The 11,744-nt window shown below is 39.5% G+C and carries 11 protein-coding genes; 3 read left to right on the top strand and 8 right to left on the bottom strand.

Annotated features, from left to right (window positions below; genetic code table 11):
* Positions 1–85: 85 nt before the first annotated feature.
* The 3 genes from IFO69_RS04460 to IFO69_RS04450 all read left to right on the top strand — a co-directional run bounded on the left by IFO69_RS04460 (position 86) and on the right by IFO69_RS04450 (position 3,868).
* Entirely contained in the window at positions 86–1,381 is a 1,296-nt protein-coding gene (locus IFO69_RS04460; RefSeq protein ID WP_192008704.1) for a UDP-N-acetylmuramoyl-tripeptide--D-alanyl-D-alanine ligase, read from the top strand.
* Positions 1,382–1,520: 139 nt separating this feature from the next.
* Positions 1,521–2,447 carry a hypothetical protein gene (locus IFO69_RS04455; protein WP_192008702.1) on the top strand — a complete coding sequence of 309 codons (927 nt, stop codon included), beginning with the start codon at positions 1,521–1,523 and terminating at the stop codon, positions 2,445–2,447.
* An 821-nt stretch (positions 2,448–3,268) separates the two neighbouring features.
* The gene (locus tag IFO69_RS04450) at positions 3,269–3,868 is read left to right on the top strand and encodes a hypothetical protein (protein ID WP_192008700.1); all 600 of its coding nucleotides are present in this window, start codon (positions 3,269–3,271) and stop codon (positions 3,866–3,868) included.
* Between the two features lie 363 nt (positions 3,869–4,231).
* Here the strand turns inward: IFO69_RS04450 and IFO69_RS04445 are convergent, their stop codons facing one another.
* The 8 genes from IFO69_RS04445 to IFO69_RS04410 form a co-directional block, all read right to left on the bottom strand.
* The gene (locus tag IFO69_RS04445; RefSeq protein WP_192008698.1) at positions 4,232–5,419 is read right to left on the bottom strand and encodes a molybdopterin molybdotransferase MoeA; all 1,188 of its coding nucleotides are present in this window, start codon (positions 5,417–5,419) and stop codon (positions 4,232–4,234) included.
* A 106-nt stretch (positions 5,420–5,525) separates the two neighbouring features.
* A complete protein-coding gene (locus IFO69_RS04440; protein ID WP_192008696.1) occupies positions 5,526–6,629 on the bottom strand; it encodes a HesA/MoeB/ThiF family protein in 1,104 nt (367 codons plus the stop codon).
* On the bottom strand, positions 6,629–7,222 hold the full coding sequence (locus tag IFO69_RS04435) for an NTP transferase domain-containing protein (RefSeq protein WP_192008694.1): 594 nt from the start codon (positions 7,220–7,222) through the stop codon (positions 6,629–6,631). The genes IFO69_RS04440 and IFO69_RS04435 overlap by 1 nt, the downstream gene beginning before the upstream one ends.
* Positions 7,206–7,688 (bottom strand): cyclic pyranopterin monophosphate synthase MoaC, encoded by a 483-nt coding sequence (gene moaC / locus IFO69_RS04430; protein WP_192008692.1) that lies wholly within the window; start codon positions 7,686–7,688, stop codon positions 7,206–7,208. The genes IFO69_RS04435 and moaC overlap by 17 nt, the downstream gene beginning before the upstream one ends.
* On the bottom strand, positions 7,685–8,662 hold the full coding sequence (moaA, locus tag IFO69_RS04425) for a GTP 3',8-cyclase MoaA (protein WP_192008690.1): 978 nt from the start codon (positions 8,660–8,662) through the stop codon (positions 7,685–7,687). The genes moaC and moaA overlap by 4 nt, the downstream gene beginning before the upstream one ends.
* 86 nt (positions 8,663–8,748) lie before the next feature.
* Positions 8,749–8,988 (bottom strand): MoaD/ThiS family protein, encoded by a 240-nt coding sequence (locus IFO69_RS04420; RefSeq protein WP_192008688.1) that lies wholly within the window; start codon positions 8,986–8,988, stop codon positions 8,749–8,751.
* A 202-nt stretch (positions 8,989–9,190) separates the two neighbouring features.
* The gene (locus tag IFO69_RS04415) at positions 9,191–9,871 is read right to left on the bottom strand and encodes a response regulator transcription factor (RefSeq protein ID WP_192008686.1); all 681 of its coding nucleotides are present in this window, start codon (positions 9,869–9,871) and stop codon (positions 9,191–9,193) included.
* A 19-nt stretch (positions 9,872–9,890) separates the two neighbouring features.
* Positions 9,891–11,708, bottom strand: a complete 1,818-nt coding sequence (locus IFO69_RS04410) for a sensor histidine kinase (RefSeq protein ID WP_192008684.1) — start codon at positions 11,706–11,708, stop codon at positions 9,891–9,893.
* Positions 11,709–11,744: the final 36 nt, after the last annotated feature.

Genomic DNA, 11,744 nt, shown 5'->3' with positions numbered 1-11,744 from the left:
CTTTATTTTTCATCTAAAATTAAACGAACAATCTTGCTTAAAGATGTAGTGGATTCATTTATTTTGGGTAAAAGTTAAATTAATCATGTCCACCATCGAATCCTTATATTCAGTTTATCAAAATTCCACTGGGGTAAGCACAGATACGCGCAAAATTGGTCAGGGAAATATCTTCTTTGCCCTAAAAGGCCCAAACTTCAATGCCAATAGCTTTGCAGCACAAGCCTTGGAAATCGGTGCTGCCACTGTTGTGATTGATGAGGAAGCTTATTTAGTAAAAGGAGATGAGCGATACATATTGGTGAAGGATGTTTTAACAGCCCTTCAGCAACTGGCCAATTATCACCGAAAGCAGTTGGATATTCCTTTTTTGGCCATCACCGGATCCAACGGCAAGACTACCACCAAGGAATTGGTCAATGCCGTGCTCAGCAAGAAGTACAAAACTTACGCTACGGTGGGGAATCTGAATAACCATATTGGTGTGCCATTGACCTTGCTGGCCATGGATAAATCCACGGAAATCGGTATTGTGGAAATGGGAGCGAATAAGATTGGAGACATTGCGGAGCTATGTGCCATAGCAGAACCAACTCATGGTCTGATAACCAATATTGGCCGAGCCCATTTGGAAGGTTTTGGTGGATTTGAAGGAGTATTAAGAGCTAAGACTGAACTGTACCAGTTTTTGATCAGCCATCAAGGTAAAATCTTTGTTAATAGCCAAAATCCGGTTTTGGGCAATATGATTAAGCGAATGGATGCCCCCGTCACTTATCCAGCCAAAGGAGATAGCTATCATTGTGAGTTTGTGGAGGCCAATCCTTTTGTCAAGTTCAAGACAGCCAATGGAGAAGAACAACTGACCCATATGTTGGGAGGTTATAATTTTGAAAATATTGCTACGGCTTTAACCGTAGGGAAGTTTTTTGATGTTCCTGAAAGTGATGCTGTGGATGCGGTGTGTACATATACTCCTGGCAATATGCGCTCACAGTTGATCGAGAAAAGAAGTAATTTGATTGTTTTGGATGCTTATAATGCCAATCCCAGTAGTATGGAACAAGCCATTCGTACTTTTGGCAAGATGAGTGGAAAGCCTCATAAAATGGTGATTTTGGGAGATATGTATGAATTGGGGGCAAGCGCTGCAGAGGAACACCAAAAGCTAGGGGAATGGGTGAGCGAATACGATATTGAAAAGATTTGTTTTACAGGCGAATTGGTACAGCATGCTCTGTCCAAAGCCCCTAGGGCTCTTTACTTTCCTGATCCATTTAGCCTCAGAAACTGGCTGGCCGATTCCCAACTGGAAGAGCATTTGATCCTGATCAAGGGCAGTCGTGGGATGAAGCTGGAAGGCTTGGTTGATTTTATTTAAGGGAAAATAAAGTATGTAGCTTTATCGCGATACCAATGTGAATTTCTAACTAGCATTTTTAACGTGTTTCTTTTAGTTACAGATCAAATGCTATGCATTAATTGCTTTATGGTTTTAATTATCACCAATTAAAAATAAGATGAACTTAAGATTTTTATTGATTGGATTTTTTATCAGTTACCTTTTACTGTCGATCCCAAATTTATCGATTTGCCAAGAGTTGGATAATGTACCTAAAGCTTTTGAGTCCCTAGGACATGAACCAGAAATTATCATTTTTGAAAGTAAGGTCCAGGTGCCCACAGCAGGAGGACATTTGCAAGGGGTGCAATTGGTGGAAGTTGATGGTGAAGAAAAGTTATTTGTTTCAGGAAGCTCCCATCACCAATCCTATATAGTGCAGTTGGATATGGCTTCCAAAAAGGCAGAAAAGGTGATTCCCCTGATGGATGAGCCATTCAGGCATGCCGGGGGCATACAGGCCTCGAAGGGTTACCTGATCGTGGGAATTGAGGACAATCATAGCAGAACTTCGGCTAAAGTTTGTTTGTATGATTTCCAAAAGGATGACCTTATAAAAGCAAAGCCAAATTTCATGGTCACAAGGAATGGAGAAGAAAAGAGACCAACAGCAGGGGCTACAGGCCTATTGGCAATGGACAAGGACTTTTTGATGGTTGTTGGCAATTGGGATGCACGGAACTGGGATTTTTATGAGTTGGAATTTGGTGAAAAGGATCCTTCCCTAATTTATAGTTTTGAGGCTCCTGAGGACTGGGCGAGCTATCAGTCCATTAACTTGCTTAAGGACAAGGAGGTGATATATGCCATTGGTTTTTACCAAAAGGGAAATGTAGATTATGCGGATTTGATATTGGTGAGTAAGATGGAGAATTTTGATCCAATTATGAGAAAATTAAGCACTAAATCATTTCATTGCAAAGATGGTGTTGATTTCTCAGGCGCAGCTGGACTGCAAGTGGATAAAGCTGGAAACTTGGTTTTTTGGGGAACCCAGAAAAATGCAGGAAAGCAGATTATTGTTAATAGGTTTTCTGGGAAGTAGAAGTTTTTGCAGTCATTTGTTATTGGTAAAAGTCGGAAGACTTATTTAAATAAAATTGTAGTATTTGAAATACTAATGACTAATTTTTAGATGTAATTACCTTCTTGAGGCAGAGCTAAAACTAAATATTTTGAAAGTGAAAATTTTATCCATATTTCTAATATTAGGTGTGATTTTGAATAGTTGCCGAAGTTCCAAGCCTGTAAGTAGTTCCACGCAATTTTTTGAAGGGGTAGTAACTTATGAAAACTCAATTGTCTCTAAGAGACTTTCCGATAGAGACCAGGACTATTATAATCTTTTTGGTAATATCAATACAATGACATATGCTAGAGGGAATTTTGTAAACGAATTTCCACATGGCCAGGAATATACTCGAACTTTGTATAACAAGATGTCTAATAATTATTATATGTTTTATACTTCAGGAGAGATTTAATTCTTCAATTGTTCAAGTGATTCAGACGAAATTATTAAATCTAATGAACTCGTTGAAATTTGTGGTTATCAATGCAAATCAATAAAATTTGATTTTGGTCGGTTTTCGATGACTTACTTTTATTCTGAACAACTCCCTGTTAATCCATCATCATTTGAGTTGCATCAGTATCGCCATTTCAATACTCTCTTTGAACAAACAAAATCAATGTATTTGAAGTCAGTTATGGAATACAAAGACATGAAATTCATCTCGACTGCAATTGAAATCAAGATAAATAAGGTTTCAGAAAAGGCTTTTGAAAAGCCAACCAATGCGGTAAAGTTCTAATCTAAATACGTCTAACAAGCTATACAGGAACCATTAGCAAAGACAAGTGAATATGAATAGGGTAATAGGAGGACTAATTTTGATGTTATTATTTGGTTGTGCGCAAAACAACCGTGAGGACCAATTTATTGCTCAATTTTATTCCAATAAGGAAATAGCTGAACTGGACCAACTGGCTCAGTTTGTTAAAAACGAAATTTCGGGAAACTGTATTAAAACACCAGAGGAATGCTTTGACCAATATTTTGATCAGTTCAAAATGCTTAATGCTAATGAAGAAATAGATCTTAAAGTATCCAAGAAATCAGGACAGTCATTTTTAGCTAATTTTGACAAGTCACTTTTTAAAGACATTTGGATATTTTGTGATGGACAAAGGTCAGTAGGGGAAGATAGCCTGATAAATGTGCGTAGGCTGTGTATAAACCCTAAAGGAAGATTTACTTCCTTTCTTCTGAAACTGACCGAAAATCATAACCAGCTCAATGTTTATGGAGAGACTTTTAAATATACTGGAGATTATACCCCTTCTATGAATATGTTAGTGTTAAAGCAACCTGAAAAAATTAATTTTCAATCCAAGGATGAATTTCTTTTAGTGGCTGTCCAACTTTTAACGCTAAACTATCCAGAGGAAATATATTTAGATTAGATTTGGACAAATCTGCTAGTAAAAATCAGATCCAAAAGAAAAGGAGCCTATGATAAAGACAATGCTATATTCCTTGATAAAAATTACTTATCTCATATTTAATTTATGAGTTTTGAAAAGAATTATAGCGACCAAGTATTTGAACAAGTCTTAGAAAATATTTCACATAATTGTGACCTTAATTTTACCTTTTTTATGGGGTCTACTAATTTGGGAAGTATTTAAGCCTCCTGAGCTTTCTACTTTAACCAAGAAAAATCGTGTAAAAAGAAAAGGGGATTTTTCAGATAACTGCAAGAACCTGACGGGTCTTGGTGACCTCTGAAAGTTTTGTTATAAGTCTTCAGACCTGAAACAATGATACTACCGAATCGTAATAAACGAAAACCTTTCCCCTTTCCTGTAAACTCCCTCTCTTTGGGGCAGAAGCAGAAAGCCAGCTGTTTGGGCAAGACTAAATAAATCACCCGAACCATTGTGGTTTAGCGGTAATACCCTACCATTTTCAGAGTTAAGATTTACTGAGATAAACCTTGCTAAGTTAGGACAGCCGGGCATTTCTTCTCCGAGTTCCTTGGTTTCAAAAGTCCAGCTATTTCCCAAGGAAGCATATAGCCACTGTTTGAAATAAAAGAGGTGGTTGACATAGGTGGATACAGGATTGCCCGGATAGGCAAATATTTTGGTATTGAATTCTTCGTGATACCCAAACCAAAAGGGTTTTCCCGGTCTTTGTGCCACGCGGTGAAATAATTTCTGAACACCCAAATTCTCAAAAACTGTAGGAAGGTAATCAAATTTTCCCATGGATACTCCCCCACTAAGCAACAGTACATCGAATTTTTGGACCAGGATTTTTAGTTGGGTTTGCAGTACCTTTTGGTCATCGATGATATGGTGCCGCTCAGCATGGATCCCTTCTTGAAGTAAGGAAGCCCAGAGGTTATAAACATTTGATTTTCTGATTTGGTGGGCCAGAGGTTTTTCATCGATTTCTATCAATTCGTCTCCGGTAGAAATTATGGCAAGTGTAGGAACTTTAGCCACTTCTACCCTGCTTTTGCCTACGGTTGCTAAAATACCAATATCTCCAGGATGGATTTTTTTTCCTTTCTGAAGCACTAATGTGCCTTTTGGGGAGTCAGATCCTTGTCCATGTACAAACCGTTTGATAGCTTTTTCAATTTTTACATAAGCCGTGCCTTCTTTGATTTCCACTTCTTCATAAGGAATGACGGTGTCAGTACCTTGGGGCAAGATGGCTCCCGTCATCACTTCCAGGCAATGGTCTGGGGCTTTCAAGGTCATTTGTGGAGCCCCAGCTGCTTGAATGCCTTGGATAGGGTAGTTGGGTCTTAAAGGATCATTGAGGTCTTTTAGCTGAATGGCAATGCCATCCATCATCACCCTGTCAAAAGGTGGTGCATCGCGGTCGGTAAAAATATCCTCTGCTAAAAATCTACCCACAGCCTCTGTCAATGGAACTTCTTCCGCTCCATAGAACTGTTTTTGGCTAAGTACAAGGTCGAGGGCTTTCTGGATATTGATCATAATGGATGCTATGTATTTGTTTTGAAGTGAATGTCAAATTCCATTTCAGTCTTTAAAAGTGGATTGCACTGAGACTAGCGAAAAAGGGTGAAAGAATTATTTGTCCTTACAAATTCCCCCTTAAAGCTTCGTCCTTAGTACTGCTTTCCAAGGCATTGATGCCTCCCGATAAATTGAATATTTTTGCTGTTGGGTAGGTTTCATGCAGGAAGCTGGCAGCTTGCAGGCTTCTTTTTCCTGATTGGCAGAGTAAAATGAGGTCTTTGTTTTGATCTAGCTCCAAGTGTCGGTTTTGAAGTTCCTGTAAAGGGATATGTGTGGCATGTTCCAAATGGTACTGCTCGAATTCTTCTGTTGTTCTTACATCAACTAATTGATAAGGTAAGTTTTTCTTTAAGCGATGATAAAAAGCCTCAGGGTCGAGCTGTTTCACCGTGTTGTTTGATGCACACATGGGTTGATGGTAATTGGGTTTTAGCGCTTTGATGTTTTTATTTTGCGGAATTGCTGGCACTCCAATTTTAAGGTGAGTCTGTGCCAAAGTGTCAATGATCAGAAGCTTGCCGACCAAAGGTTCACCTATTCCTGTAATCACTTTGATAGCCTCCAGCGCCTGATAGGTACCTATAAGCCCTGGGAGTACACCCAAGACACCATTTTCATCACAATTTGGAATCATAAGGTTTTGGTTTGATTCCGGAAAAAGGCAACGGTAAGTAGGTCCATCTTGGCAATTCATTACGCTGACTTGTCCTTCGAAATCTTGAACCGCTCCGTAAACAAAAGGTTTGTCGAGAATGACACAGGCATCATTGACCAGATAGCGAGTTCCAAAATTATCAGTGGCATCAATGACCAAGTCATACTTTGAAATAATACCCAAAGCATTCTCAGGTGTGAGAAAGGCTTGATGGTTGATCAGTTGTGTGGCAGGGTTCTGTTGGTGGAGCCACTGAATCAGGCTATCGGTTTTAGAGAGACCGATTTGGTCAGGGCTATAAAGCGTCTGTCTGGGCAAATTGCTTTCTTCAACCACATCTAGGTCCATGATGCCAAGGGTGCCTACACCTACTCCATTGAGGTATTGGGCGGCTGGAGTGCCCAAGCCACCGGCGCCTAATATCAGAACTTTGGCTTGGGTCAGCCTATCTTGACCTTCTTTGCCAAAGCCTTTAAGTTTAATGTGTTTTTGATAGCGGGACTCAGCCATTATTCATCTATTCTTGATTTGGCCAGCTCATAGTCTTCAGGGAAGTTGGCATTGAACAGTTCAAGGTCATTTTCAGGATATATCAAATGGACTTCCGTATTCATCAGGAATTTTCTGGGGCAACTTTTTTGCGTTTCAATCATAAACGCTTCTGCTGCCATTAGCCCACTAGGCTCCCAAATGCCAATCAGCGGTTCAGGAAGTTTGGATTCATGGGTAGCGTAAACTGTGGCGGATTTTTGGGGTTGTCGCTGTTTGACCAAGGCTCTGAGGTTGTTTTCATGGATATGAGGCAGGTCCACAGCCACTACCAACCATGCTTTATCCGGGTAGGCATGGTGAGCAGAGAGCATCCCGTTTAAGGGACCTTTGTACTGATCCTCATCCAAAATATAATTGAACCCCGAATCAATGATGTTTTTTTGATCAGCCCTGCAGCTTATAAAAGTTTTGGGGCAAAGTTCCCTCAGTGTATGGTAGAGGTAGGAACGATGGTTGGTTGCGTAATATTGGAGCTCGCCTTTGTCCTGTCCCATTCGGCTGCTTTTGCCACCAGCTAGAACCAATCCATAAAGATCATCTGTTGAATACATGTTTTCCTCCTTCTTTGGCCATTAATTTGGTTTCGCTAATAATAATATCATGCGACAAAGCTTTGCACATATCATAAATGGTCAAAGCCGCCACACTAGCTGCAGTCAATGCTTCCATTTCTACACCTGTTTTTCCTTCACATTTTACAGAGGAGAGGATTTTGAGTTGGTTAGTTTCTGGAGTGATGTCAATTTGTATCTTGCTGAGGGCAAGGGGATGACAAAGTGGAATTAAGTCCGATGTTTTTTTTGCTGCCATGGTTCCAGCTATGATAGCTGTCTGAATGATGCTGCCTTTTTTTCCAAGAAAGTTATCTGCACTCAATGTTTTGAATACTGTTTCTGGAAATTTAACGATGGATTGGGCTGTAGCGGTACGTTGTGTGATGGCTTTTTCCGATACATCGACCATTTTGGCCTTGCCATCTTGATCCACATGGGAAAGTTGGGAATTACTGTTTTTCATCCTCCGATAAGTGTCATTGATTTTTTGGTAACGGATCCTTTTTCGGCTTCAAAGCCATCCTTGTGACGGGCTTGTAAAGCGGTGTAGATACTAAATTTCAATTCGCTGATATTGGTATATTCCCTTAACAGGGATTTGAGGTCAATGGTTTCCGTGGCATAAAGGCAGGTCTGCATTTCTCCTTTGGCGGATACCCGCACACGGTTGCAGGTGCCACAAAAAGTCCTTGAATAGCTTGGAATGACACCAAATGATCCCTTGGCATTTTTTACTTTATAATTGAGGGAAGTAGAAGTAGGGGGAGCTGGAAGTCTTTCCAAATCACCAAATTCACTTTTAATGTGCTCTATAATGGAGATATAGTCCCATTTTAAAACGGGCTTCTCATTTGACTGGCCATTGAAAGGCATTTCTTCCAGAAAACGAACGCTAATAGGGTGTTTTTGGACAAACTTGATAAAAGAAATAATGTCATCCGTGTTTTTACCATCCATTACCACGCAGTTGAGTTTGACATCAAATCCCTCCTCCATCATTTGGTATATATTGGCCATTACAACGTCAAATTGGTCCCTTCTGGTGATGTGGTTGAATCTTGCTTTGTCCAGGCTGTCAAAGCTGACATTGATGGTAGTGATCCCTAGTTTTTTGAGTTGGGCTATATGAGGGCCTATTAAGGTGGCATTGGTGGTGATGGAGATTTCTTCTAGGTTCGTAAGTTGGTTGATTTTTTCTAGAAATTCTATCAAACCTTTGCGTACAAAAGGCTCTCCACCGGTAATCCTAATTTTGTTGATGCCCATTTCCACAAAGGCTTTGGCCAAGGTGTACATCTCTTCCCAAGTCAGCAAATCTTTTTTATGGGCAAAGTTTACCCCTTCCTCCGGCATGCAATATTGACAACGTAGGTTACAGTTATCCGTGACAGATAGTCTCAGGTAATTGATGTTTCTTCCATGATTGTCAATTAGCATAGGCGTTGGTTTAGGTTAATTTTACAAACTTTGAAAAAGTGTTTTCCCAAATTAGGTAGTGATACAGTTTTTTCAGTTCAATTTAATTATCCACCACTCACTGGTGGAATTAAAGCTACCTCATCATGTTTATTAACCAAGGTGTCTTCACTAGCATAAAACAAATTGACAGAAATGGCCAGAGATGGTAAGTTGATCAAATCTGGGTATTGCCGATAAAGCAAATTCTTTAAATCTTTTACTTTGACAAAGGTTTCATCGACTGGGAAATCGATCATTGCGGCTCCAGTGATTTCCTTGGCCACTCCAAATGCATGTATCTTCATGATGACTAATTTTAAACTTCTTTTTGAATGGATACTCTTGCTTTAGTGTCTTTAAATAAGTGCTTAGCAGATGAAAAGCAAGATACCAAATATATTTATAATTACGTAAAAATACGTAGTTTTTTTACCTTATTCAAATAGAAGTCTTTATCAATTTAAGCATAAAGCAGGAACAGACAAAATAGCTTTTGATCAGTGGGAATTATGTGCTTTCAATATGCTGCTTTAGGCCAGGTTCATCTTCCAGCTTTTTCAAGAGTTCTACCACATTATTGACCTTGAGCTTTTTCATGATGTTGAAACGATGGGTTTCTATTGTCCGTATGCTTTTTCCTAATCGCTCCGCGATTTCTTTATTTCCTGTGCCTTCTGAGATCATTTTAAGGATCTGTTTTTCTCTTTTGGTGATGTCGTAAGTATTGGTGCTGGTGACGTTTTTGGAGATTTTCCTATCTTTTACATTAAGGTAGCTTTTTACCAATACTTGGCTGATGTCCCCACTGAAATATTTTCCGCCCTCATGGATGGTCTTGATGGCCTTCATGAACTCATCTTTACTCGTGTCTTTCAAAAGGTACCCATCGGCGCCGCATTCGATAGATTGCAGGATGTAGTCCTCATCATCATGCATGGAAAGTATCAAGGCTTTGGTATTGGTTTTAAGTCCATTTAGCTTTTTAGTGGCATCCAGTCCATTCATGACAGGCATTCTAATATCAATGATCAAAAGATCAGGTTGTGAAGAAGTGACTTGTTCAAGGGCCTCCTCACCATTGGAGGCTTCCCCGACTACTTCTATTTCGCCTTCATTTTCTAACAGGTTTTTGATACCGCTTCTGACTACCATGTGATCATCCGCTAATACTACTTTTATTTTTTCCATGATTACTTTGTTTTACTGCTTAATCCAAGGGAATATTAATACTGATTGTAGTCCCTTTTCCCTTTTCAGAAGAAATGGTGCACTGTCCATTGATGAAATTAGCTCTTTCTCTGATATTGAACAAGCCATGTCCAGACGCTGAAAAATGACCTTTCATTTCTAGTTGGGTGATGTCAAAACCCTTGCCATCATCTGCAATCTCTAAATTGAGGAAGCGCGAATTATGGGAAAGCTTAATTTTAACTTCACTCGCCTCGGCATATTTAATGGCATTATTGACGGCTTCTTGGCAGATTCTATAGAGGTTGTTTTCAATTTTCCCCTCTAGTCTGGAGAGAAAGCCTGTTTCGTTTTCAAAGGTTACTTTCAGATCTGAAAGCTTGGTAATTTCTCTGCAGAATTTGTTCAACACTGGGACAATGCCATAATCTGAAAGGGCAGAAGGAGTTAGGTTAAAAGAAATCCTTCGAACTTCCTTGATGACATTTTTGAGGAGGTCTTTGGAGGTCTTTAGCTTTTCTTTTTCGAAGTCAGAGCTTACCGAATGAATTCCTTCTAAATTGAATTTCATGGCAGATAGTAATTGCCCAACTCCATCATGCATGTCCCTGCTAATCCTCTTTCTTTCTTCTTCTTGTCCCTCTAGGATCAGGGCAGACCTAAATTGTTGTTCTTTGACTTTTTTCTCTATACGTTCTCTATTGATTTCCTGTGAAATGGCTTCTGCTTCTTTCTTTTCAGTTTGATCGGTACTGATGATCATTAAGGAGGCCACTTCACCACTGTCATCCATAGTGGGAGTGATATTCATCTTCAACCAGACAAAATCCCCAGCATCATTGGTGACTTTGATTTCTCCGCTCCAAGTTTTGCATTCAAACATCATCTTTTGAATATTTTGGAGATATTTTGCGTCATAGCCTTGTTCTTGGAGCCAATCAAATAGGTTGTAAGGGCTTTCTTCCTCAAACTCCATAAGCTTGGAGAATTTGTCTGAAAAATAGTAAAAGTCCCCATTGGGTTTGCTTTTTGCAAAGACCGTAAAATCTTCAACCGCAACATCCACTTCTAGAAGATCCTGATAAGCCTGTTCTAAGGAGCTATAAAGTGAGCTGATTTCTAGGGTCATTTTTTTTGATTTCCTTTCTGACTGAAGCAGCTTGAGGAAAGTCTTTTTGATGGTTTTGGCTGAAGGAATGAAGATGAAGAATATTTCAAATAGGATCACACCAAGTGAAAGAACCAAAAGGAATATTTCTACACTTTGGAGGTTGGTTACTTTGGTTTTCGCTTCATTATCGTATTGAAATACGATTTGGTCCATGCCATTGAGGAAATGCTCTTCGTGCTTGATAATATTACTGATATCTTTTCTAAATTCTTGGGTTGGTGTGGACAGTTCCTGATGAAGTAATCCCAGAATGGACTTGGCAGAAGCAAGTATGGTTTGGTGATCAGTTTCTATTTCTTCAAATAGCGCTTCCACCGTTTTACTGTTTTTGCCATTTATGCCTAGTGATTTATTACCCTGCCTAAGTCCCAAATGGGCTTCTTCCCAATCTTGAACCGCATTGTCAAGTTGTTTAAGATAGAGGGATCTTTTATCAAGGCTTATGGAATCTCCCAGCAGTAAGGCACACTTACTGATTCGCTGACTGAGCATCCTTTGCCTACCTGAAATATTAATGACTCTTGAATCATTTTTTTGTTGACTGATAAACTTTTGAACCAAGACCTGGCTGAGTATGATGCTGGTGGCAATGGCACACAAAGCAATGAGGTAATACCTTGCCAGCTTCTCATATGTGGGCTTATCTGAAAGATCGTGGTTTTCCATACTTTGTTTATTCTATGCCAAAGTACGTAAATACAC

It is taken from the genome of Echinicola arenosa (assembly GCF_014841125.1).
GTDB classification, from domain to species: Bacteria; Bacteroidota; Bacteroidia; order Cytophagales; family Cyclobacteriaceae; genus Echinicola; species Echinicola arenosa.
This window is presented reverse-complemented; position numbering and strand designations above follow the sequence as displayed.